The 24,213-nt window shown below is 62.4% G+C and carries 20 protein-coding genes; 10 read left to right on the top strand and 10 right to left on the bottom strand.

Going from position 1 to position 24,213, the window contains the following annotated elements; translation table 11 throughout:
- Window positions 1-244: 244 nt before the first annotated feature.
- On the bottom strand, window positions 245-844 hold the full coding sequence (locus FWD29_07610; GenBank protein MCL2803796.1) for a hypothetical protein: 600 nt from the start codon (window positions 842-844) through the stop codon (window positions 245-247).
- Between the two features lie 146 nt (window positions 845-990).
- On the opposite strand from FWD29_07610, the gene FWD29_07615 reads away from it, so the two are divergent.
- Window positions 991-1,485, top strand: coding sequence for a YbjN domain-containing protein (locus FWD29_07615; protein ID MCL2803797.1), 495 nt, complete (start codon window positions 991-993; stop codon window positions 1,483-1,485).
- 1,423 nt (window positions 1,486-2,908) lie between these two features.
- Here the strand turns inward: FWD29_07615 and FWD29_07620 are convergent.
- Window positions 2,909-3,532: a hypothetical protein gene (locus FWD29_07620; protein ID MCL2803798.1), complete on the bottom strand. Its 624-nt coding sequence runs from the start codon at window positions 3,530-3,532 to the stop codon at window positions 2,909-2,911.
- A 42-nt stretch (window positions 3,533-3,574) separates the two neighbouring features.
- The gene (pcrA, locus tag FWD29_07625; GenBank protein MCL2803799.1) at window positions 3,575-6,013 is read right to left on the bottom strand and encodes a DNA helicase PcrA; all 2,439 of its coding nucleotides are present in this window, start codon (window positions 6,011-6,013) and stop codon (window positions 3,575-3,577) included.
- A 191-nt stretch (window positions 6,014-6,204) separates the two neighbouring features.
- Here pcrA and FWD29_07630 point away from each other — a divergent pair, with 191 nt between their 5' ends.
- Entirely contained in the window at window positions 6,205-6,975 is a 771-nt protein-coding gene (locus FWD29_07630; protein MCL2803800.1) for a siderophore-interacting protein, read from the top strand.
- 30 nt (window positions 6,976-7,005) lie between these two features.
- Here FWD29_07630 and FWD29_07635 read toward each other — a convergent pair whose 3' ends face one another.
- The 3 genes from FWD29_07635 to FWD29_07645 are packed head-to-tail and all read right to left on the bottom strand — an operon-like array spanning window position 7,006 to window position 10,146.
- Complete coding sequence (locus tag FWD29_07635) at window positions 7,006-8,202, bottom strand: MFS transporter (protein MCL2803801.1); 1,197 nt, start codon at window positions 8,200-8,202, stop codon at window positions 7,006-7,008.
- An 8-nt stretch (window positions 8,203-8,210) separates the two neighbouring features.
- The gene (locus tag FWD29_07640) at window positions 8,211-8,867 is read right to left on the bottom strand and encodes a response regulator transcription factor (GenBank protein ID MCL2803802.1); all 657 of its coding nucleotides are present in this window, start codon (window positions 8,865-8,867) and stop codon (window positions 8,211-8,213) included.
- Window positions 8,860-10,146, bottom strand: coding sequence for a PspC domain-containing protein (locus FWD29_07645; GenBank protein ID MCL2803803.1), 1,287 nt, complete (start codon window positions 10,144-10,146; stop codon window positions 8,860-8,862). The genes FWD29_07640 and FWD29_07645 overlap by 8 nt, the downstream gene beginning before the upstream one ends.
- A gap of 147 nt (window positions 10,147-10,293) precedes the next feature.
- Between FWD29_07645 and FWD29_07650 the strand changes: the two genes are divergently transcribed.
- Window positions 10,294-11,841: a PspC domain-containing protein gene (locus FWD29_07650; protein MCL2803804.1), complete on the top strand. Its 1,548-nt coding sequence runs from the start codon at window positions 10,294-10,296 to the stop codon at window positions 11,839-11,841.
- 10 nt (window positions 11,842-11,851) lie between these two features.
- Window positions 11,852-12,427, top strand: coding sequence for a hypothetical protein (locus FWD29_07655; protein MCL2803805.1), 576 nt, complete (start codon window positions 11,852-11,854; stop codon window positions 12,425-12,427).
- 47 nt (window positions 12,428-12,474) lie between these two features.
- Here the strand turns inward: FWD29_07655 and guaA are convergent, their stop codons facing one another.
- Entirely contained in the window at window positions 12,475-14,064 is a 1,590-nt protein-coding gene (gene guaA, locus FWD29_07660; GenBank protein ID MCL2803806.1) for a glutamine-hydrolyzing GMP synthase, read from the bottom strand.
- Window positions 14,065-14,182: 118 nt separating this feature from the next.
- On the opposite strand from guaA, the gene pta reads away from it, so the two are divergent.
- The 4 genes from pta (at window position 14,183) to FWD29_07680 (ending at window position 18,871) form a co-directional block, all read left to right on the top strand.
- Window positions 14,183-16,240, top strand: coding sequence for a phosphate acetyltransferase (gene pta, locus FWD29_07665; protein ID MCL2803807.1), 2,058 nt, complete (start codon window positions 14,183-14,185; stop codon window positions 16,238-16,240).
- Window positions 16,241-16,329: 89 nt separating this feature from the next.
- Window positions 16,330-17,538 carry an acetate kinase gene (locus tag FWD29_07670; protein MCL2803808.1) on the top strand — a complete coding sequence of 403 codons (1,209 nt, stop codon included), beginning with the start codon at window positions 16,330-16,332 and terminating at the stop codon, window positions 17,536-17,538.
- A 143-nt stretch (window positions 17,539-17,681) separates the two neighbouring features.
- A complete protein-coding gene (locus FWD29_07675; GenBank protein ID MCL2803809.1) occupies window positions 17,682-18,041 on the top strand; it encodes a type II toxin-antitoxin system Phd/YefM family antitoxin in 360 nt (119 codons plus the stop codon).
- 125 nt (window positions 18,042-18,166) lie between these two features.
- The gene (locus FWD29_07680; GenBank protein ID MCL2803810.1) at window positions 18,167-18,871 is read left to right on the top strand and encodes a DUF4190 domain-containing protein; all 705 of its coding nucleotides are present in this window, start codon (window positions 18,167-18,169) and stop codon (window positions 18,869-18,871) included.
- A 584-nt stretch (window positions 18,872-19,455) separates the two neighbouring features.
- Here the strand turns inward: FWD29_07680 and FWD29_07685 are convergent.
- From FWD29_07685 to argH, 3 genes are read right to left on the bottom strand one after another with little or no spacing between them, the layout of a single operon-like run.
- The gene (locus FWD29_07685) at window positions 19,456-20,205 is read right to left on the bottom strand and encodes a sulfite exporter TauE/SafE family protein (protein MCL2803811.1); all 750 of its coding nucleotides are present in this window, start codon (window positions 20,203-20,205) and stop codon (window positions 19,456-19,458) included.
- Entirely contained in the window at window positions 20,205-20,684 is a 480-nt protein-coding gene (locus FWD29_07690; protein ID MCL2803812.1) for a uridine kinase, read from the bottom strand. The genes FWD29_07685 and FWD29_07690 overlap by 1 nt, the downstream gene beginning before the upstream one ends.
- Window positions 20,681-22,105 carry an argininosuccinate lyase gene (gene argH / locus FWD29_07695; protein ID MCL2803813.1) on the bottom strand — a complete coding sequence of 475 codons (1,425 nt, stop codon included), beginning with the start codon at window positions 22,103-22,105 and terminating at the stop codon, window positions 20,681-20,683. The genes FWD29_07690 and argH overlap by 4 nt, the downstream gene beginning before the upstream one ends.
- A gap of 358 nt (window positions 22,106-22,463) precedes the next feature.
- Between argH and FWD29_07700 the strand changes: the two genes are divergently transcribed.
- Window positions 22,464-23,036 (top strand): type IV toxin-antitoxin system AbiEi family antitoxin domain-containing protein, encoded by a 573-nt coding sequence (locus FWD29_07700; protein MCL2803814.1) that lies wholly within the window; start codon window positions 22,464-22,466, stop codon window positions 23,034-23,036.
- Window positions 23,026-23,967: a nucleotidyl transferase AbiEii/AbiGii toxin family protein gene (locus FWD29_07705; protein MCL2803815.1), complete on the top strand. Its 942-nt coding sequence runs from the start codon at window positions 23,026-23,028 to the stop codon at window positions 23,965-23,967. The genes FWD29_07700 and FWD29_07705 overlap by 11 nt, the downstream gene beginning before the upstream one ends.
- Window positions 23,968-24,213: the final 246 nt, after the last annotated feature.

A 24,213-nucleotide genomic window follows, 5' to 3' on the forward strand; every position in this document is an offset into this window, starting at 1 on the left:
TGGTGGGTTGACGTGGCGGGGATGGTTCCCGGTGTCTGAGCCCAGTGTTGGTTTCCGGTGTCCAGAGACACTAGTTGCCTATGTCCTGAGACATGGGTTTCCTATGTCCTGAACCACAACACTTTCGGGGGCGCCATTTTCTTGGTGCCGCTGGCCTTGCTGGGCCCCTGACCTCTTTGACAGGGAACCCAGGGCACAACCAACTGGGGCCGGGTCCAGGACTCGGCCCCAGTCAGCCTTGAGACTAGTGGTCCTCTTGCAGCGCCTGGCGCATTTGGTTGCGAATCTGGTGGGCGTGCCAACCGTCATGCGACAACTGCTTGGCCTGTTCGCCGTCGAACACAGGCGACATTTGCTTGGCACCGGGCAGCCAGAGCCAAGCCGGGTTGAGCAGCACTGGCGGGCCGTCGGCGTCTTCGTTTTCGGCCATGCCGAGGTCTACTAGCACAGCGTGCTGGTAGTTGTAGTGACGCTTGATCGTGTCAAGTCGGGTTACCTCGGCCTCAAGATGTGCCACACCGTGGGTCTTGAGTTCGATCACCAGCAAGTTGTCGCCAGGTCCAGACAAGCCGCGGTGGTGGATCGAAATGTCGACCGGCCGCGATTCGGGAACAGGCGAGGTTGAGCCGGAATCAGGCTTGTTGCCATGGCCAACGCGGTTGTACTCGACGTCGACATCCCAGGTCCGCTCGTATTCAGTGCGCAGACGCCACGCCAATTGGCTGGCGATTACACGCTCGGAGGCGGGCAGTGGAAGACGGATCGTCTCTAGCAGTGAGTATTCGTCCAGAATGAGGGTAACGAGCGCCGTGCGAAGCCGGGCTTCGATATCGATGTATGACATAGCAAGAATCTACCTCAATTGGGGCCGCTCGCCACGGCAGCTTTGCCTTAGAGCTGGACCAGTTGCCGGGTTTCCACCTTGCCTTGGCCGCCGTAACATAGGAAACCTCTACGATCCGGTGCCAATGATGATGCAAGGAGGATCTGGTGGCAGTGTTTGATCGCCTGGGCCAACAGGGCGCCAGTGCCGCTTTACCCGCCTCACTGACGCAGGACCGAATCAAGCAAGCATTGGCCGCCCAGGACTGGACCAGCCATGTTGATTCCGATGGCGACCTCATGGGTTTTTGGGACAACAACGTCTTCTACTTCTACCTTTACGGCGAGCAAGAAGAGATCCTGCAGGTCAGGGGTCGGTGGCACCAGGCTCTACCAATCGAATACCGTTCCACTCTGCGACAAGTCATAGATGACTGGCATTTGAACAAGATCTGGCCCAAGGCCTACTCGCGGGTCGATGACGCTGGCCGCCTTTGGGTTCTAACCGAGCATTCGGTCGACTGGGAGTACGGCGTTACCGATCAGCAGCTAGCTTTGACCTTGCGCTGCGCCATCACCACCTCGTCAGGGCTGTTCAAGGAACTGGCGGCCCGCTTCATAGTGCCTTCAGCCGAAATCGAGCAGCCGCCTGAAGACTGGTGACCCGGCCCAGAACAGCCAGGATTCGGCTGCGCTTCGGACCCGAGTTCGTTCAAGCACCTTAGTGCCTTGAAGAGCACCAGGCTCACCCCCTATTCGCCACCGACACCGAGTCACAGCGTTGCGTGTGTGACCTAGCGGAATGGCAGGTCGAGCGGCCGTGACCTAGCGGAAAAACAGGCTGACCAGCCGTGACCTTGCACCAAAACAGGCTGACCAGCCGTGACCTTGCATCAAAACAGGCTGACCAGCCACGGCTTAGCGTCATAACAGGCTGACCAGCCACGGCTTAGCGTCATAACAGGCTGACCAGCCGTGACCTTGCACCAAAACAGGTCGTGCTTTTGTGCCGTGGGGATGACCAGGCCAAACGCATCGCCTCAAGAATTCGCACCTGCTTTCGTGCATGGTCGTGGCGGCTTGACCTGCGATAATACTAGGTCACGGCAGCTGGACCTGCGTTCGTACAAGGTCGTGGGGCTTTGACCACGGTCGCTGCCAAGCGCCCAACTCGCGAAAGAGGCGGCGGGCTCCAGGTGGGCGACCACGCGACATCGGGCCGCGGCAGGCCACATGAGTTTCCCGCTTCAGGGGTGTTTGAGCGTCTTGCCGATCTAGTGGAACCGTGACCTGCAATGTTGCGCTGTGGGATGTGACTGAGGATCAGGATTGGAAAACGTGCCTGGATAGGGGTGTCCATCCCGAGGTTGCCAACCGCCTCCGACCGACCAAAGTCCTGAAACCAGGTGTTTGCACCGCGAAACCTGCTGTATCTGCCAGCGTAGGGACCACCCTCGAAGGAAAACCGCAGGTGAGAGCTCCGGGCTTGGGGATGGTTTGGCAGATCCACCAGGTCTGGTGGACAAGGCGATACAGACGACCACAGCTGGTGGCCCGAAACACATTCCTGGGCGCCCGGCAGTCCAGTAGCCCCACTGACCTGCACACCATTCCGACACAACCATGGTCTCTAGCCCGGCGGCCGCCCCGAAGGGTGTTACTTAGGCGGGAAACCCAGGGGATACAGCTGATGCGATCTGCTGCTGCGCCTGGCACACTTCACCCCAATGATTGTTACGCCTGGCACACTCAACCCCGATGATTGTTGCAGTTGGCGCAATCAACTCCATAGTGACCTGGGCGTTTACCAGGACGATTGTGCAAGACGTAGCAACGAGTCTCAGGCTGTGTGCCAGGCGTAACAATCGATCCGCCAACAGGTCGTTTGTGCGAGGCGTGGCCGGAGCGAGGATCACCAGGCCTGGTGGCATGGCGGGTCCTTGCCACGGCACCTGAGTCTCCCACTTCAGGGGTATCTGGGCGTCTTACCGATCTGGTGGGGCTGTGACCTGAAGTGTTGCGCTGCGGGGTGTGACTAACGATCAGGATTGGGAAGTGTGACTAGATAGCGGTGCTTATCCCGAAGCTACCAACCGCCTTCCAACGTGTTTGCATCGCGAAAGGTGCAGGTTCGATAGTCAGTCCGGCTGACCGACAGGCGGTTTGCGCTGGTCGAACTGGCCAAGCCGGTGCCGGGCGCGACGTTGGGTACGGGAAAAGGCGGGCTGACCGGTGCGACCGCGGTTGCCTGCTCGACCTCGCCGCGGTTGCGGCCGGCCGCCATCAGCCGCAGGGTGTTGCCCGCCCAGGTGAACCCGAGGAACGCGATCACCATGCCCCCCACCCGGGCAGAAGCAGCCCAGACCGCCACGCCGATGCCCAGGACAACCAGTGAGCCCAGCAACTGGAGGATGATCAACGCCGTCCGGGCCGCCTTGTACTGCCCGGACTTGTACAACGACACGATTCCCATGATGACGCCGACCACCAGGAAGCCCGCAGCGAGCACCATGAGGGCCACCATCGGAGCGCCGGCACTGTTATCCGAAACCGTCCCAACGACGGCGAACAGCCCCCATGAGACCGCCAACCCCACGATGTAAAGCAGGACTGTCTTTGACCGGGCTGTCTTTCGCCACAACAGCCACAGCAACAGTGACGCGATCCCGGCGGGGATGACAAAGCCGAACAGGGGCCCAAGAATCTCCATTCCGCTCCTTGTTTTGATGCCCAGGCTCCCCAGCCAGGTCATTTAGAGCTTTGTCACCGGCGCAAAGCGCAGCAAGATGCGTTTGACCCCGGTGTCACCAAAGTCGATCACGGCCAGGGGCTGGTCCCGGGTCGGTGTCACCTCCAGGACTGTGCCCAAACCGTAGGTGTCATGCGTCACCATATCCCCAACGCTGAGATCAGGAATGTCCCGGGCCGGCCGCGGCGTGGCCGAACCAAACACTGGTTTGGCCTCTGACCGCTCACCAGTCCTGGCCGGCCAGCTGGGCTCCCGCCTGAACCCAGCCGAAGGCCAAGTAGACCCCACCGTCGCCCTTTGCGCTGCTGCCCCAGAGCCAAGACTCTGCCAATCGATCGCCTGTGGAGGAATGTCACCTAAGAACTGCGATGGACCAAGCGCCGTCTGAGCCCCCCAAGTTGTCCGGCTCTCTGCCCTGGTCAGGTACAACCGTTCCCGTGCCCTGGTCAAAGCAACATAGGCCAAGCGCCGTTCTTCTTCCATTTCGCTGTCTTGACCAAAAGAGCGGGCGTGGGGGAACGTGCCCTGCTCCAGCCCGGTGGCAAAGACTACTGGGAACTCCAAGCCCTTGGCCGTGTGCACCGTCATCAAGGTGACCTGTCCCTGCGGCCGGCCATCGGCGCTGTCCGCTTCACCTGAGTCCAATTGATCGGCATCGGCCACCAGGGCGACCCGCTCAAGGAAATCTGCCAAGGTGCCATCCTCTACGCCGCGCTCAAACTCGGTCGCCACGGTGAACAACTCGTTCAGGTTTTCTACCCGGGCTGTCTCTTGTGGGTCGGCTGATTCCTGTAACCAAGCCAAATAGCCCGATTCCTTCAGCGCATGTTCCAGGATTTTGGCCGGCCCGGCGCCTTCTTGACTCATCTGACCCAGGTTGGCCAGTAGGTTGGCCAAGGCTTCGATCGCCCGAACCGCCCGCGGCGTTAACCCGGTAATCTCGCCGGCCTGGCTCAGGGCTGCCCCAAACGAAATCTGCCGGGCCTGGGCGTAGGCCTGCACCGCCACCTCGGATTTGGCTCCCAGGCCCCGCTTTGGCAGGTTGAAGATGCGCCTGACCGAGACGGTGTCATCTAGATTGGCCGCCGTCCGCATATATGCCAGCGCATCGCGAACCTCCCGGCGCTCGTAAAAGCGGGTCCCACCAATTACTTTGTAGGGCAAACCCACCCGCACCAAGACTTCCTCCAAAGCCCTGGATTGGGCGTTGGTGCGATAGAAGATGGCCACGTCTGCTGGGACTATGCCTTCGGCATCGGACAAAGCGTCAATCGTTTTGGCCACATATTCGGCTTCGTCGTGTTCAGACTGGGCCACGTATCCGACCACTTTGGGCCCGTCACCCTGGGCCGTCCACAACTGCTTGGCGACGCGGTCCTTGCCCTTGGCAATGACCCCATTGGCCGCATCGAGGATGTTCTGGGTCGAGCGGTAGTTCTGTTGCAGCAGAATCGTGGTGGCGTCCGGATAGTCAGCCGTGAACTGGGTGATGTTCCGCAACGTCGCGCCCCGAAAGGCGTAAATCGATTGATCTTGGTCACCTACCACCGTCAACTGGGCCGGCACCACCTTGTCACCTGACTGGCTGCCCGCTCTGACCCCAGCCAAGGCCCGGACCAGCAAATATTGGGCGTGGTTGGTGTCTTGGTATTCATCAACCAGGATATGACTGAAGCGCTGGTGGTAGCTCTGCGCCACTTGGGGAAAGGCCTCGAGCAGGTTGACCGTCTGCATGATCAGGTCGTCAAAGTCCAAGGCATGGGAGCGCTGGAGACGCTCCTGATAGGCCTGATAGACCCGGGCCGTGGCCTGGTCAGCCGGATTCGACTGCCGCATAGTCGAGGCGAAATCATCCGGGGCGATCAGCTCGTTCTTCAGCTTCGAAATCCGGTTGGCCAGCCACTTGACTTTGAAGTTCTCTTTGTTGATGTCAAGGTCATCGAGCAGTGTGGTAATGAGCCGTTGTGAGTCCTGAGCGTCATAGATGGTGAAGGAGGACTTCAACCCCAGCGTGGCGGCCTCGCGCCGCAGAATCCGAACACAGGCCGAGTGGAAGGTCGAAACCCACATCCACTTGGCGGCTGGCCCAACCAGGGCTTCAACCCGCTGTTTCATCTCCGCCGCGGCCTTGTTGGTAAAGGTTATGGCCAAGATGGACGAATGCCGGGCTTGGCCGGTGGCCAACAAGTAGGCGATGCGGCGAGTCAAGACGCGGGTCTTACCCGACCCGGCCCCGGCCATAATCAGCAGCGGCGTGCCTTCGTGGACCACGGCCTGTTTCTGTTCAGCGTTCAGGTCTTCAAGAATCGGGGTCAAATCGCCTTTGGCCCGGATGTCTCCAGGCGCAATGGCCTGGCTTGGCGCTATCGATGGCAGCCTGGACAGGTCGATCAAGCCGGGCAGGTGACCTTGGACCGGGCCCAAAACGGTTTCGTCATTCATTTCGCCTCACAGCCTAGGACGCGGCACCGACGCCTTTGGCCTGCCGCTCCGGGCAGCCCACCAACCGCCAGTTCAGGCTTTGGCAGCACCGGCTTTCGCCCCTGTTTGCGCCAGTCCAGGGTTTGGCAGCATCGTGGTGCCAAACCCTGGACTCGCTGTGGCGGCGCCGCCTGGGCTGGCACAATGGCCTGGTGTCCACGCCCGCGCCGCTACGCCGCCGGCCTGGGACCATGCCCGCCACCGTTACCGGCACCGAATCGCCCACGCCATTGCTTAGGCGAGTTTTCTTCACCTGCCCCGACCTGACCCGGGCCCGCCCGCCGGCAGTTGGGGCTTGGCTGCGGGGCTATTTTCCAACGCCCGATGCCGGAACATCAGTTGGTCCGGCCGCCGTTAGCGAAGTGGCCAGTTGCGTTCCCCGCGCCTACACGCTGGTTGATTTCGACCGCGATCAGGGCAGCTTTGCCCTCGACTTTGTGCTGCACGGTCTGGGTCCAGCCGCCCTTTGGGCCGCCGGAGCCAAGTCCGGCGATGTGTTGCCGATTAGCGGCCCACTGGGTCGGGGACAAGTTGACCAGCGCTTCAAGCGTTGGGTCTTTCTGGCTGATACCACCGCCCTGCCGGCAGTGCGCCAGTGGCTGGCAGCCCTCAGAGCGGGCTCAAGCGCCATAGTCCATCTTTGGGCGCCGGGGCCTGGTGAACGCCAGGACTTGGTAGGCCCCAAAGACCTGGCTGTGACCTGGCACTACGATCAATTCGACCCGGCCGCCTTGATCCAGACCGACAGCCTGACTGAGGCGGGCTGGTCGCTGAGCGACCCCCAGGTCAAACTCTGGATTGCCGGAGAGGCTGGACAGGTCACCGCCGCCCGCCAAGTGCTCGCCCCAATGGGCCTGGCCCCAGGCAGTCTGGCCGCCGCCGGCTATTGGCGCCGCGGCCAGCCCAGCTTGACGCCCGGGTAAAGCCTGTGGCGTGGATGCTAAGCCTCGCAATCAGGTGGTTGGGGCGAGGCGCCGGATGGTCAGCGCCGGGATCGTGGCGAGGAGCCACAGCCCGGCCCCAAAGGTGAAAGCCAGGTGGAAAGACAGCTGGTCAACCATCAATCCGGCGGCCAGCGGTCCAACAATGGAACCGAAATCGCCACACATCGAATAGACCGCCACCGCCCGGTCCTTAGCCGGGCCGGCGGCATCACCCACCAGGGCCGCCGGTGCACTGCCCAACAAGGCTGCGCCAACCGCGTAGCAGCACATGGCCAAGGTCAGCCAAACCATCGAGCCTGACCACGGCACCGCCGCCAGCCCGACTCCACAAAAGACCGTCCCGGCCACCAGGGGCCAGCGGCGTCCAATCCGGTCGACCAGCCAGCCAGCCGGCAACACCAGAGCCGCCTGTAATGCCGCCGAGATCATCAAGGCCAGTCCAATCCAAGCCGCTGCTTGGGCCGGGGAGTTGGCCAGTGTCGCCACCACGAAAAGCGGGATCAGCGCCGCTCTGGTGCCGTGGCTGTTCCAGCCGTGCACCAAGTTGGCCAAACAGGCAGTTTGGAAGCGCCGGTCCTTCACAGCCAGGCGCAAGGGCAGCGGCGTTGCGGCAGGCGAGACGCCGGCATCGGGCCCGGTGCCGGACCCCGCCGGGGAGTCAACCTCACCTTTACGCTCCAGGCCCAGGGCCACAAGCACCGCCAGCCCTAGTGTCAAGGCGTAGAAGAAAAACGGCGCTCGCAGCGAAATGGCGGCGAACAGGCCCCCAAACGGCGGTCCGGCCATAGCGCCCACCAGGAAACCGCCCTGGTAGAGCCCGGCCGCCCGGCCACGTCTGCTGGCCGGCACCGAACTGAGCAGTAGCGACATACCAGAGACAGAAAACATCGCTGAGCCGACCCCGCCCAGGCCGCGCAGCACGATCAACCAGGCGTAGGTCGTGGCCAACCCGGCCGCCGCACTAGACAAAGCCACGATGGCCAAGCCGCTGATCAAAACCCGGCGGTGGCCCAGGCGGTCAACCAGCCGGCCCACCGCCGGGCTGAAGACAAAACGCATCAGGGCAAAGGCGGAGATAACGGCAGCCGCCAAAAAGGCGTTGGCGCCGAATTGCTGGGCGTACATCGGCAGGACTGGCGAGACAATGCCAAAACCGATCGCTACTGCCAGCGAAATGCCGCTAAGCAGCCAAACGTTACGACCCATTAGATGGACTAGACCAGCCGGCGGCGGGAGGCCCAGCGGGTCAGTTCGGCTCGATTCGACAATTGGAGCTTCCGTAACACCGCGCTGACGTGGGTTTCTATGGTTTTGACGGAAATGAACAGCTCGCTGGCGGCCTCGCGGTAGGTGTAACCCCGGGCGATCAACCGCATAACCTCTTGTTCGCGGGCGGTCAGCCGGTCGAGCTCCTCGTCACTAACCGCCAGATCAGCCGCGCCAGTGCCAAAGGCATCGAGCACAAAGCCGGCCAGTCGTGGTGAGAAGACGGCATCGCCCCCAGCGACTTTTTCGACTGCGGCCGTCAGTTCGCGGCCGGAAATCGACTTAGTGACATAACCTCTGGCGCCGGCCCTGATCACGGCCACGACGTCTTCAGCCGCGTCAGACACTGACAAGGCTAGGAACTTGACCTCGCCTAGTAGATCGGCACAGGCCATTAGAACCTCAGCCCCGCCGCCGCCTTGTCCGCCAGGTAGGTGGACGTCCAGCAGCACGACCTGTGGCAACAGGTGGCGCACCACCGCGATAGCCTCGTCGACCGAGGCGGCCTCACCAACTACGTCAACCTCGCCGCCTATCTCGGCTTTGGTTCCGGCCCGAAACAAACCGTGGTCATCGACCAGCACTACTCGTAGCTTGTCAGCCACTGTGGCCGTCCTTTCCGTTGGCCTCACCGTTGGCGTTCGGCATGGTCAAACGTATCTCAGTGCCGCCGCCCGGAGCGGGGGTAACCCCGGCCTGACCACCTTGGCGCCGCACCCGCCCCAGGATCGATTCGCGCACACCCAGCCGGTCTTCCGGCACGGCCTCCAAGTCAAAACCTTCACCGCGATCCTTGATGTAGACCGTCACCTCTGGGCCGGACAGCTCAGCGTAGAGGCTAACCGGTGGCCGGCCGTGGTTGGCGGCATTCAGCAGTGCCTCGCGGGTGGCACCAACCAGGGCCTGAAGCTTGGCCGTGGGTAGGGTGTCGCCAACCAGGACGATGCCGATTTCCACGCCCGTCAGATCCTCTGCCTCCCCGGCGACTTGCCTCAGCAGCTCTCCGAGTGAACTATCTGGCGTGGTTCGGTCCCGGTAGAGCCACTGCCTCAGTTCTCTTTCCTGGGCCCTGGCCAGTCTTCGAATCTGTTCAGGCTGGTCAGCCTTCGATCTGATAATGGCCAACGTCTGGAGGACAGAGTCGTGAAGGTGGGCGGCAATATCAGCCCGTTCAGCCTCTCGCTCCCGGCCGGCTCGCTCGTCACCCAGGGCTCTGATCAGCCGCAGCCACCAAGGCGCCGTAGCCAAGGCCACCCCGGCGACAACCCCAATTCCGGCCGCCACCGCCCCAACCAGCCGGCCTGGATCGGCCCCTCCGGTGATGAATAGCGCGATCGCCACGACCACCAGAATCAAGGCGCCACTGAGGTGCAGCAGCGAGACACCACGTGGGCTGGGACCGGCATCGATTCGCCCCAGCTGGCTCCAGGCCAGCCCCAGTCCAACCAGCATGATGATGGCTGGCCACAACCACTGGCTGGGGATGCCGACACCGCCTCTGGACAGCAGCAAGACGGCGGCCAAGGCCACCAGGGAGAGTCCGGCGGCCAGAAAGACTATTGGTTGGCGACCTTGAGCCGGCTTCAACCTTGGGGCTAGCCGGGCCAGAGCCGGGGTCTGGTCGATCCGCTCACCTGAAGGCACAGCCAACCAAAAGAAGACATAAACAATCACACCCGCTGCGGCCAGCCCGGTCACAACGAAAGCCAAACGCACCGCCCAGACCGGCAGGCCTAGGTGTTGGGCAATTCCAACTGCCACACCGGCAATGCGCCGTCCTCGCTCTGGCCGGCACAACGGCTGGCGGCTTGACGCCTGGGCCGGCCGCGCCCAGGCGGCCTGCTCATCCGGCCGCTGAGCCGGTTCGGGTGAGACGGTTTGCACCTCTTCATCGAACCACGTTGGCCGCCAATCACCTAGAAATCTGGTGCCACTCAGGGTCAAACTCAGGGCCACCGTGACGCCGATTCAGGGACAGCTCAGGGTGATCCCTCATAGTTGGGGCCAGGTGGGTGGAGCAGGCTGTATGGCATGACTACTCCCAGTGCGCCTGGGCCGGCCCAGCCAAGCGGCCCTTCCAGTGGTACCAGCTTCTTCAACACCATGCGCAACAGCGGTGTCTGGCGTTCAGACGAGCGCTGGATTGGCGGCGTGGCCGGCGGTCTGGCTGCCCGCCTTGGTTGGGACCCGCTGTTGGTTCGTGGCCTGTTCATCCTGCTGGCCTTGTTCTCCGGCGGCGGCGCCTTAGTCGCCTACGCCTTGGCCTGGCTGCTTCTACCCGAGCAGTCCGATGGTCGTATCCACCTCCAGGAAGCTACTTCCGGCAATCTGACAGCCGGGTTCTGGGGGGCCTTGGTCGCTTTTGTTTTGGGTTGTGGCGGCTCGGCCGCCTGGTCTGTCTGGTCGGGAGGTTTCGCCTTGTTCATCATGGTCGCCATCGGCGTGGCTGTTGTCATCTTGATTGGAGCCAACAGCGCCAAGAACAGGAACCAGTGGCCGGTTTCGCCGGCGAGCAGCGCGGCGGCGGCCGCATCTGCTCCCGCCCCGTCCGCCGGTGTCAGCGGGGGGTCTGACACCGCTGACGGGGCCGGTGGCAACCCACGCGCCTGGCAGGCCGGAGGCACCTCTTGGTCGAACCAAACCCAATCAACCGGAGCCAACACCAGTTGGACGTCCAATGCCCAGGCCGGCTCGTCAACTGGCGCCACCTGGACTAGCCAAACTCAGGCGCCGGCATCGGCCAGCCAATGGCAGCCGGCGCCGCCAAAGCCGCGCCGGCGGGCCGGCGGGCCGGTGACATGGGCTCTGATTGGCCTAATCCTGCTGCTGATCGCGGCCATGGCGGCCCTCGACCGCTACACCACCTTGTTTGGTCAGTGGCTAACACCGGCCTTGGCTCTGGGAGTCGTGCTAGTGGCCATGGGCTTCGGCATGGTTGTGCTGGGCCTGATGGGCCGGCGGGCCGGCGGCTTTATTGCCGCTTCGATTTGCCTGGCGGTTTTGGCCACGCCGGTGGTGGCGTTGGCCAACGCCGTTTCTGCCGGGGACGGCCAGCTGGTGGTGGGCGAGAGAACCTTTACTCCAACCAACATGAGTCAACTCAAAGACCGTTACGGCATGTCGATGGGTCAATTGACCGTTGACCTGACCAAGCTCCGGGTCCCGCCAGGCGAGACGGCTTATGTCAACGTGTCAGTCTCAATGGGCAAGGCCAACCTGATTGTGCCAACCGACACACCCATTCGAATCCATGCCCAAGTCGACGCCGGCACTGTCAACACGGGCAACATCATTGGCACCTGGCAGGTCGACTCCAGTGCCCGGGTCGGTGACCGTCACGGCACCAGTATCACCATTGGCCCCCGCGTGACCGTCGCCCAAAACGACGCCAGCGGCTTGGCCGTCAGCACCACTGCCCTATCACCCGAGGCGGCGGCTGGGGCCACGCCAATCCTCGACATCAGGGTCAATTGTTCAATGGGCCAGATCTACATCGCCGAACACCATAGAGGCTTGCCCAAAGCTCCTGATCCACCCGACCCAATTGACCCGCCCGACCCAATTGACCCGCCCAAGTGAGGAGCCGAAAGTGAACGAAAAAGATGCCGCCAAAGGCGAGCAGCTCGAAACCCAAGCCAGCCTCGCCGGCGAAAACACCAGCACCGACGCGGCTGCACCCACCGAGGCTGCGGCCCAGACCGAGGTCACAGCCCAGAGGGAAGTGACAGCGGATCTGGCCGCCGGCCTCGGTTCGGATTCGTCCACCGCGACACTGGCCGAACCGGTCGTGGCCTCTGACGCTGACACTGATGTCCCAGCTGCAACTGAGGTCATCGGTGACCAAACCGCTGCGGCCGAAGCCCTGCCAGCCCAGGAGCCGGCTGAGCCGGCCCCTGCGTCTCCGGCCGCAGCCCAAACAACCTGGACCCAGCCAGCCGCGGCCACCGCCACCACGCCCTATCCCCCAGCCCCGGTCAAAACCGGACCGCGGTTTGGTCTGGTGGTCTGGGGACTGTTGGTGGCAACGCTTGGCGTCTTCGTGGTGGTTGGCGCTTCTGGCCATGTCATTGATGGGCAATTGTTCTTCATTGGCATGATGGCTCTGGCTGGATTGGCCCTGATGGTCACGGCCCTGGTGGCCGCCGCCCGCCGCTCCAATCGCTAGCACCACCTAGTTAGCCAAAGCTCGACCTGGCGAGTTGGGGGTGTTGGTTACTCCCATTCGATAGTGGCTGGTGGTTTTGAGGTAATGTCCAAAACCACCCGGTTGATCTGGGGAATCTCGCCGGTGATGCGACCGGCGATCCGGGTCAGTAGCTCCGGCGGCAGGTGGACAACCTCGGCCGTCATGGCGTCTTGCGAGGCTATGGGCCGCAGCACCACCGGGTGGCCATAGGTTCGGTCGTCACCCTGGACACCAACCGAGCGAACCGTGGCCAGCAAGACCACCGGACACTGCCAGATCTGCCGATCCAGCCCGGCCGCCGTCAGTTCTTCACGCACAATCGCATCGGCCTGGCGCAGCAAGTCGAGACGCTCGGCTGTAATCTCACCGATTAGCCGGATGCCCAAACCTGGCCCGGGGAATGGTTGGCGCCAGACCATCGAATCCGGCAGACCGAGTTCCAAGCCGACCTGACGGACCTCGTCCTTGAACAGCTGTCGCAGCGGTTCGATTAGCTCGAACTGCAGGTCATCTGGCAGGCCACCGACATTGTGGTGCGATTTGATTACGGCGGCGCCTTCGCCGCCGCCCGATTCGACCACATCAGGGTAGATAGTGCCTTGGACCAAGAACCGCACTGGGCGGCTGGCCCCTTCGCCAGCTCCTTTGCTGGCGGCCACTTGGCGGGCAGCGGCTTCAAAGACACGAATGAATTCCCGGCCTATGACCTTTCGTTTGGTCTCCGGATCAACTACGCCGGCCAAAGCGTCCAAGAAGCGTTGCCGCGCATCGACCACCATCAACCGGGCACCGGTAACAGCCACAAAGTCTTTTTCGACCTGCTCTAGCTCACCTTGACGCAGCAAACCGTGATCAACAAAGACGCAAGTCAGTTGGTCTCCCACGGCCCTTTGCACCAAAGCTGCCGAAACCGCCGAGTCCACGCCACCAGATAGTCCACAAATCACCCGATCTGGACCCACCAGTGCCCTGATCGCCGCTACTTGGCCGGCCACAATTGAACCCGGGGTCCAATCCGGCTCTAATCCAGCCTGGTTGTACAAGAAGTTCTCGATCAGCTTTTGCCCCAGCGGCGTATGAGCAACCTCGGGATGCCACTGGACGCCGTAGAGCCGGCGCGAAGTGTCCTCAAAGGCCGCCACCGGTGCGCCGTCAGTGCTGGCCAGGACCTCAAAACCGGGCGGCGGCTGGGTCACCGCAACACCATGGGACATCCAGACGGTTTGCTCGGCCGGACTAGCGGCCAACAAACCCGCCTCGCGGGCCACCACCCCGGCAACCGTCGCCCCGTACTCCCCTGAAGCGCCGGCATCGGCCACACCACCAAGCGCCAAGGCCATGGCCTGGAAGCCATAACAAATCCCCAGCACCGGCACACCGGCCTCAAGCAGAGCCGGATCAAGCTTGGGAGCACCAGCCTCGTAGATACTGGCCGGGCCACCGGAAAGCACTATCCCGCTTGGCGCCAGGGCCAGGACCTCGGCAGTCGGCATGGTGTGAGGCACTATCTCGCAATAGACACGCGCTTCGCGCACGCGCCGGGCGATCAACTGGGCGTATTGGGCGCCGTAGTCGACCACCAAGATGGGGCCAGGGCTGGTGGGCTGGGTGGTCACGCGGGCAACTCCTTCATTCAAAGGCCGGGTTCTAGTGGCTTTTTCCTATATAGACTTCACTGCATGCGGTGTGCCACTCCGGCGCACAGCCTGTCAAGGACGAAAGGCGTAAAGCGACATGGCACGTTCGGTCTACATCACCTCCGCCGAAACCGGAGCAGTCAAATCAATTGTGGCACTGGGTCTGGTTGAAGCCTTGAAGCGCAAATATGAGCGTGTCGGCATTTTCCGGCCCGTTTTGCGGCGCGACTCAGGCTCGGATCACGTCCTTGACCTGCTCAAATCCAGAGACACGATCGAGGCGGTGCGCGAGGTACGGATTGGCGTGACCTACGGTGAATTGCATGCCGACCAGGACGCCGCCTTAGTCAAGATCCTTGAGCGTTACAACGCTTTCAGGCGGCTATGTGATGTCGTGGTAGTTGAGGGCACCGACTACACCGATCTGCCCGGCGGCTCTGAGCTGGCCCTAAACGCCAACATTGCGGCCAATTTAGGCACACCAATGGTTCTGGTGCTAGCTGGTTCTGGCCGGGCGGCCAACCAGCTGCAAGTCTCAGCCAAACTGGCCATGGAAACTATCGCCCTGAACCACGGCACTGTCATTGGAGTGGTGGCCAACCGCTGCGGCCCCGACCAGCTTGACGCCGTCAGGACCAACCTGGCCGCGCTCGATGTGCCGGCTGCCGCCATACCCGATTCCCACACGGTTCTGGCCCCCTCGCTTGGCGCCATTTGCAGGGCCGTTGGCGGGACGTTGGTCTCCGGCTCAGAAGAGAGTTTTGGCCGCGAGGTCCAAGACATCGCCATTGGCGCCCAAGAAGTCGAACACGTTCTCAGCTCGCTGAAGGCCGGATCAGTCGTCATCACCCCGGCGGACCGGATTGGCGTGCTGCTGGGCCTAGCCTCGACCTCTGAGGATGACGCCTTCCCGCCGCTAGCCGGACTAATAGTGGGCGGCAATCATCCGATCGACCCAGCCCTAATGAAACGAGCCGGCGAACTCAGCGCCGATCTGCCCATTATCACCACGCCGCTCGACACCCTTTCGGCTGCGGCCGCCGCCTCACATGTCCACGGGCGATTTGACCTGGCCTCGCAGCAGCGCGTCGACGGGGTAGTCGAATTGTTCCAAGAGTCGGTTGACGCTTCGAAGTTCCTTGACGCCATCGACTCATACGCCAATACGGTGCAAACCCCGTCCGCCTTCCAAGCTGCCCTGCTTGAGCGGGCCAAGGCCGACATTCGACACATTGTGCTGCCGGAAGGCGAAGACGACCGGATTTTGAAAGCGGCCGCCCGGGTGCTTGAGCTGGGCGCGTCCAAGGTTTCGATCCTGGGCACTGAGACCGATCTCAAAGCTCGGGCCTCGGCCCTGGGGCTGGACCTGTCCGGCGCCAACATTGTCGACCCGGCTGACCCGGATTTGATTGACCGCTTTGCCGAGGAGTTGGCCAAGATCCGCGCCTCGAAGGGCATGACCAAAGACAAGGCCATGGACATTATGAAGGGTTCGCATACCTTCTTCGCCACCATGATGGTCCACCTAGGCATTGCTGATGGCATGGTCTCTGGAGCCTGCCACACCACTGCGGATACCATTCGCCCGGCTTTCCAGATCATTAAGACCGCCCCTGGGGTAGAGATTGTCTCTTCAGTCTTCTTGATGGCCCTGGCGGACAGGGTGCTGGTGTTTGGTGATTGCGCCGTCAACCCCAACCCGACCCCGTCCCAGTTGGCCTCTATCGCCATCTCCTCGGCCCAAACCGCCGCTGCCTTTGGCGTCGAGCCGCGGGTGGCCATGATTTCGTATTCAACCGGCACCTCCGGTATGGGTCCGGATGTCGATGCCGTCACCGAAGCCACCGAGATTGCCCAAAAGGCCGCCCCTGACCTGGCTTTGGACGGCCCGCTGCAATACGACGCGGCTGTGGTCGAATCGGTCGCCGCCTCGAAGCGACCGGGCTCACCAGTGGCCGGCAAAGCCACTGTCCTGATTTTCCCCGATTTGAATACCGGCAACGCGGTTTACAAGGCGGTCCAGCGTTCGGCCGGGGCCCTGGCCATTGGCCCGGTGCTGCAGGGCTTGGGTAAACCCGTCAACGACCTGTCCCGCGGGGCCTTGGTCGAAGATATTGTCAACACGGTGATCATCACCGCCTGCCAAGCGCAGTAGCATTACAACTAACCGGCTGGCCGGGCTGGCGGAGACGCCCTGGAGCAGCCAGAAACCCGTCCTCATGTCGCGTAAAGGAGCGTCCTACAGTGAGTGAATCAGTACTGGTTATTAATGCCGGCTCGTCTTCTATCAAGTACCAATTGGTCGATGTCGAAACTCGGGCCGCTCTGGCCTCTGGCCTGATCGAGCGGATCGGCGAGTCGATGTCGACTCTGACGCATAAGAACCAGGCCGGAGCCGATCCGATCAAGGTTGTGGTTGAAGAGCCACTGCCTACCCACACTGACGGCTTGCGTTTGATGTTGGCTCAGTTCGAAGCCAATGGACCCGACCTCGAAGCCGGCCACCTGGTTGGTGTGGGCCACCGGGTGGTTCAAGGCGCCAATGTCTATTCCGCCGCCACTTTGATTACGCCAGAGGTTGAGGCCTCGATCAAGGAACTGATTCCGCTGGCGCCTTTGCACAACCCACCTAACCTGATGGGCATCGAAGCCGCCCGCGAGGCCTTCCCGGATCTACCGCAGGTGGCCGTCTTTGACACCGCCTTCCACCAGACCTTGCCACCGGCCGCCTACACCTACGCCATTGACCCTCAGGTGGCCAAGAAGCTGAAGATCCGCCGCTACGGTTTCCACGGCACTTCGCATCAGTTCGTGTCCCGCGAGGCCGCAGTGCTGATCGACCGGCCCGCCGCCCTGCTTAATCTCATTACGATCCACATTGGCTCAGGCTGCTCTATTGCGGCGGTTCGCGGCGGCAAGTCAGTCGAGACCTCAATGGGTTTGACCCCACTTGAGGGCCTGGTTATGGGCTCACGCTCCGGCGACATTGACCCGGCTTTGGTCTTCCACCTGGTGCGGGCCGGTGGCTATTCGGTTGACGAGGTCGACCAGCTGCTCAACAAAAAGTCAGGCCTGGTTGGTATGTGCGGTTCGCTTGATGTGCGTGACATTCACCGGGCAATTAGCCAGGGTGACCAGACCGCCCGTCTGGCCCTGGATGTCTTTACCCACCGTTTGCGCCACTACATTGGCGGCTACGCTGCCCAGCTTGGCCGCGTCGACGCCTTGGTTTTCACCGCTGGCATTGGCGAAAACGACCCGATTACCAGGCGTGAGGCCCTCCAAGGCCTTGAGGTCCTCGGGGTCAAACTCGACCAGGAAGCCAACGAAGCCACCCGCGGCGTGGCTGGCTGCATTTCGGCCAAGGATTCGGCGGTTCAGGTTTGGGTCATCCCAACCAACGAAGAATACGAGATCGCCCACCAGGCCGACGACCTGATCAACGCCCTATAGAACCTATCGACCCTCCCGTCCCGCCGCCGGCTCGACCAAGATTCGCCTCTACGAGCCGGCGGCGGGTTTGTCTTGCGGCCCGTGGTCGATGCAAAGCGCATTGGCCACCGCCGGAGTGTCCACCACCGATTAGAAGACTTGTAGTGAGGAACACCTTGGTGCCCGTTTCCCAGGCCCGCAACCGGCTGACCGAGTTGCTCAACGAGGCCCGCGAGAACGATGTTTACCTCCTCAAACACGGCAAGCCCGTCGGTGTGCTGTTATCTATTGACCGCTATGAGGCAATGCAAGACATCATCGAAGAGGTCGATTGCGTCGCGGCCGCGCGGGCAGCCGATGCCGAGGAGTCAGTTCCCTTCAACCGCGACGAGTACGCCCGAGCCGGATGGGCTTCTAAGCCTCTTTTGGCCCCCACAGGGGCACGATTGGTACCCAGCTCGTCGCGTGCGTGGCCAACCCTCGCCTGGCCACGCCGTCTATGCTTGATCGCAAGCGCCACATAGCCCCCGCTAGCCAAGGAGCGACAATGAACGCCCCCCCCCCGCCCCGTTGGATCTGGCCTATTTGCACTAGTTGAGGCCGAGGAGCATTTTCCGGGAGGGGCTGGCTGCTCACCCCAAGTACCGTCTTGGAGTCTGCCTGTCTTGCGCTGATCGCAATTGGCCTGGCCGCCATCTACCTCCGTCTGCGCCGCCGTCCAGCTGCCGCCTACTTGCTGCTCTTTGGAGCCTTTCCGTTCGCGGTGGTCCTTGCTGGTCTGTCTTTCTTGATTCAGTGGGAGGTACTCCGCAGGTGGGAGGTACTCCGCTGGAATTGGGTTATGGGCGACGGCGGCCTATTTGCCACAGCTTTGCTTACCGTGGTGGGAACCGTGGCGCTGACGGACTGGCTGGCCTCCCGGCCTCGTTGGATTCGGACCCAAGAGGAACGCCAGGCCAAGCGGGAGCAGCGGCAAGCAGCGGAGGCGGCAGATCAGCCAGCCAGGCGTTCAGCGGCGGTTGCGGCCCAGCCTGTTTTCACGGCCGATGGCGCACAGGCCATTGACGCCGAAGGCCGGCCTTTGTTCACCGCCCCAGTCATGCCCTCAGCCGCCCCACCTGCGGCTGGAACCAACCCGATGGCCGTTGTCGCGCTGGTACTTGGCATCCTTGGTGTAACGGTTTTGCCGATCATCTTTGGCCACCTAGCCCGGGCCCAAATCCGCCGGACCGGCCAGGCCGGCGCCGGCGTGGCCCTGGCCGGCCTGATCCTTGGCTACGTCACCACCGTCATCGCCATTGGCCTGCTGATCTTCTTTCTGGTCATCGCCAGCAAGACGTCAACCTACTACTGACCGTTCCGGCCTGCAGGCCGGGCATTTGTGCATTGACTTTCACCCAAACCGGACCAGACCCAATCGAGTTCACCAAATACCGGGATCCGGCCAATCGAGTTCATCAGATACCGGACTAGTGGCGATCGAGTTCACCATGTACCGGACAGCGTTTTCGTAAAACCCCAGGTCGCTACTGCGCGGGACCCCGGTGAGGCTCAATCTCGATGCCGCACAGTCCGGTGAGGCTCAATCTCGATGCCGCACAGTCCGGTTTGAGTGAAGCTCGTTTGGCTGGACCCAGGCTTCGGGCCAGTGCTCGGAGTCGCTGTCAGCGGTGCTCGCCAAGCGAGTTTGCTGTGCCTCGGTTTCGCGTCAGCATCGGGTGCCGACCAACGCAAGCCAAGCCGTGGGGCGGCTCGCGGGGTGTTCTCAGGGATTGGCTCCGGGCATTGGTCTTTGGCGATGTTCGCATCGCCCCAAGACAAGGCGCGAGACAACAACCCGTAGGCCAGCCCGAACCGGCAGGTCAAGGCTCGGTCTCACGGCGTTGGGGCAGGTCAAGGCCGCTGAATGTGCGGTGCCTCAGTTTCGCGTCAGGACGGCTAGGAGCGCCTGAGGTTTTTGCGCGACAGCTGCCAGGCGCCGATGGCGAGGATTCCGGCAAAAGCTAGGTTGCCTACCTTGGGTGAGACGGCCGCGGCCGCCCAAGTCCCGGCCCAACTTGAGGCCATCGCGCTCAGCCCGGTCGCCAGGGCCGCTGGCACCTGGACCAGTCCGTGACGCCAGTTGGAAACGGTGCCGGTGATGGCTGTTGGCACCATCACCACCAGCGAAGTGCCCCTAGCCAGCAGGTCGCCAGCCCCAAAAATCCCCATCAAGGCGGGTACAGCGATAATGCCTCCGCCCACACCAAAAAGCCCGGCACATAACCCCATCACCAGCCCCAAGGCAACTAGCCCAATCCAAATGCCAGGCCCTGTCCCCAGGCTGGCCGCCCTTTGTGGCACATAAAACAGCATGACCAAGGCGGTGGCGACTTGCAGGCCAACAAAACCCCAGGTCACCTTCTTGACCGCAATGCGCCGTAGCAGACGGGCGCCCAGCAGTGACCCGCCCATACCGCCAACGGCCACTAGCAGGGCCGGTAGCCAAGCCACTTCGGCTTTGACGGCATAACCGATGGCCCCAACTGTGGCGGTTGGCACAATGGCGAACAGCGATGTGGCCGAGGCCTGGCGTTGGTCCAGATGTGCCACCAGGATCAGCAGAGGCACCATGATCAGGCCGCCGCCCACGCCAAACATGCCGCTGATGAACCCGGCCACCAGACCGACCGCGACAAAGCGCGCCATCAGCGGACCAGCTTAACGTCAGAGCGCTGGCTGGTGCGTTCCTTGGCGAAATACAGGCGGCTGGAACGCTCCCAGGCGACAAGTTCTTCCCGGGTGACACCGGCATCGCGCGCCAGGCAGGCCTCAAGGCGCCGCTGCCACGGTCCGTCCAACCAGACCAGGGTGTCGATCCAGCTGGCGGCCGCTCTGGGCGCGCAACCGCAACCCTCAACTACCAGGCTGTTGGTTGAAGCGATCCAGACGGGCGGCCCGGCGACGGAAGGGTTGAGCCAGTCGTGGGCGTTGAACAGGGCCGGCCGGCCTTGCGCCAACGGCTGAAGCACCAGTTGTTCCAGCCGGGTGAACCCGGCTTCGAGGCCATCCCAGCCCTGGTACAGGTCATCCATATGCACCACCGGCAGGCCCAAACCGGTGGCGAGGTCATTGGCCCAAGTGGTTTTGCCGGCCCCGGCCGGGCCGTCAACAAAAATGATCTTCATTGCTGGTGGCTGCGGGCCGCGGCGATCTGGCTGCGGGCCGCCTGGAGCTGCTCTTTGACCCTGATCGGGGCGGTTCCGCCGGCCCCGTCGCGGCTGGCCAGGGCCTCTTCAAGGGTTAACCGGCTGAGGACATCTGGACTCAGGGCTGGATCGACCTGAGCCAGCTCACTGGCCGTCAGCTGCGACAGCTCCTTGCCGCAGGATTCGGCCAGGCGGACCAGGCGACCGGTCAGCTCATGGGCCTGGCGGAAGGGCAGGCCGGATTTGACCAGCCGCTCGGCCACATCGGTGGCCAGGGCGTAGCCGCTTGGCGCTAACTGCTCCAACCGGCTGGTGTTGAATTTCAAGCTGCCCACCAGCCCGGCCACGGCCGGTAGCAAGCGGCCAAGAGTGTCAACCGCGTCGAAGACCGGCTCTTTGTCCTCCTGCAAGTCGCGGTTGTAGGCCAGGGGCAGGCCCTTGAGTGTGGCCAGCAGGCCGGCCAAGTTGCCGATTAGCCGGCCGGCTTTGCCGCGGGCTAGTTCGGCGATATCTGGGTTTTTCTTTTGCGGCATGATCGACGAACCGGTCGACCAAGCGTCATCTAGTTCAACGTAGCCAAACTCTGGTGTTGACCAGATGATGACTTCTTCCGCCAGGCGGGAGAGGTTCACTCCAATCAGGGCGCAAATGAAAGCGAATTCAGCTACTTGGTCGCGGGCGGCTGTGGCGTCAATCGAGTTTTCGCACGTGCCAGCTAAGCCCAGCTGCCCAGCTACCAGCTCCGGGTCCAAGCCCAGGGTCGAACCGGCCAGGGCTCCGGCCCCGTAAGGCGAAGCCGCCGCCCTAAGACCCCACTGCTCCAGCCTTTCCACATCTCGCAGCAACGGCCAAACGTGGGCCAGCAGGTGGTGCGACAGCAGCACCGGTTGGGCGTATTGCAGGTGGGTTTTGCCGGGCATGGCCACCTGGTCGTGTCTGGCCGCCTGATCCATGAGCGCCTCAGCCACCTCCAGCACGCCGCTAACCAGGACCCGAGCCTGGTCGCGCAGGTAAAGGCGAATCAGGGTAGCGATTTGGTCGTTGCGGGAACGCCCGGCCCTAAGCTTGCCGCCCAAGGCGGCACCGGCCACTTCTACCAGGCGCCGCTCTAGGGCCGAATGAACATCCTCGTCACCCGGGCTGGGCCCAAAGCGCTTGGTCCTGACCTCCTCGTCGACCTCGTCCAGGGCCACCAGCAGGTCATGCAATTCGCTTTGGCTAAGCAAATCCGCCGCCGCCAAGGCATGCGCATGAGCCCTCGAGCCGGCAATGTCATAGGAGGCCAGGCGCCAGTCAAAGTCGGTCGACTTGGACAAGGCGGCCAACGCCGGAGCCGGCCCGCTGCCAAACCGGCCGCCCCAGAGTCCTGCTCCATCAGTCGATGGCTGTTCTTGGCTCACCCTCCAACCCTAACTGGCCCGGCCGTTCAATATGGCCAGATGGCGGCCTGCGAAGTGGCGCGTCGCTCGGTACGACCGGTGACCAGCGAGTCCGTGACATGGCCGAGGACTTTCGGCCGATCTTGTCACTGCATGGTCATTTGCAGCGACCCGCCGCCGCCACCGACCAAACCCAGGTCGCCTGCCTCGCCATCGTCAGCTACCGCTCTGGTGACCCAATGGCTGCTGTCGGGTTATGGAACATCGACACCGAAGCACGAACGGCAACGAGGTTCGCATGAAGGCAAAACTATCCCAAAGTGTCAGGTTTCGGGCACAGGATGGTGTCAATAGTATCCCATCAAGGTATACTAATGCCATGATTGAAGCTGTGACGATTCTTGAACAGCTCCGCGAGGTGGCCATGGACCAGCATGGACTAATCACCTCCGAACAAGCGGCAAGACAAGGGATTGCCCGGCAAGAGCTTGTGAAACTGGCTGCTCGGGGACGCTTGGAACGGCTGAAACGAGGCGTCTACCTGGTTCCCCAAACCCCTGGTGGCCGCTATCAAAACTGGGCGTTGGCCGTGCTGTGGACCGGAGCGCAAGAGGCTTGCCTAAGCCACGAAACGGCACTTGCGGCTTGGGACATTACCGACATCAACCCGGATCAAATCCATATCTTGGTAGGCAAGAACCGGCGGTTGCGACGCGCGGGCGGAGAGCGCTACATCATCCACCGTCAAGACCTGGTTGCTTCGCAGCGCGCCTGGTTTGAACAGATTCCAATCACAGACGTGCCCACCACAGTTGAGCAGTGCATCGATTGGGGCACCCCTACCTACCTGGTCAAGCAGGCACTGGAGAGAACAACGGGAACAAGCCTGCTCCTACCAAAGGATCACGAACGGCTCACCCAGAAACTGGAGGAGAGAGGCAATGACCTCTGAAGTGCCCTACAACTTGTCTGGGGCGCTGGAAGCGCTGAAAATGAAGGATAAGATCCCCAGATCAGGGCGGGTGCTTGACGTATGGATCGCCCAGGCGGAGCGCAATTTGCATTCCGATGGCGGCAGGCTTGGCTGGTTGGTCGCGTCCACTGTGGTGGCTGCCGTCCTCCAACAGGGGTTGGACGAGTCTGGCGCTCCAGCCTTCCTGCTCAAAGGCGGCTCGCTGCTTCAACACAAATTTCGCGACCCGACACGCACCACTACCGATGTAGATGGCCTGGTCAGAGTGGATCTGGATGTCTTTCTCAGCTCCCTGGATTCCTTGCTCGAAAAGCCGTGGGGGCCGTTCGGATTCTCTCGGGGTGAGGTGGAAGTGATTGAGGTGCCCTACAAGGTGATTAAGCCCAGGCGCTTCGATCTGTTTGTGAAGCTGAATGGTCAGACATGGCGCCGGGTTCAAGTGGAACTCTCTCCTGATGAAGGAAATGCCGGAGCGACCATCGACCGCATCAAGGCTCCATCATTGGCTGGGTTTGGGCTGCCAACGCCTGATCACCTTGCGTCCCTTTCGATGCAGTACCAGATCGCCCAGAAGGTTCATGCTGCAACTGATCCACACGACCCACCGGAAGAAGTGAACGACCGCGCCAGGGACTTGGTTGACCTTTTGCTGCTGCGGGACCTGTCGAACGACACGGGACAGCCGGACAGGTCGAGCATCAAGGTTGCCATTTTGGACATCTTCACTGCTCGGGCCGCTGAGGCCGAAGCTCTGTGCCGCACGCCACGCCACTGGCCAGCCCGGCTGGTTGCCTATCCGCACTGGCGAGCGGATTTCGACCAAGCAGCCCGCTCGGCTGGTCTAGACATCACGCTCAAAGAAGCAGTTGCCCAAGTGAACGCCTGGCTCGACCAGATCGATGAGACGTAGCAATCCAGAAGTCGTGGCCGACTAGCCACAATGGGAAGGGATATGCGCTCGCGGCTCCGGTATGCACGGCGGGAAATGTCAGTACTCCCTGCTAGAACAGGGCCATGAGGAAACGGCACTTGCCGCGTCTGAGGTTACGTTGGTTTTGGCCTGTTTTTTGTGGCCTGTTCAGGGCCTATGGGCAATGACTTCGGCTGAAGTGTTGCCAGGGATACGGCGTGCCGCATCCAGCATGTGACCCGAACA

Source organism: Micrococcales bacterium, assembly GCA_009784895.1.
Classification (GTDB): domain Bacteria; phylum Actinomycetota; class Actinomycetes; order Actinomycetales; family WQXJ01; genus WQXJ01.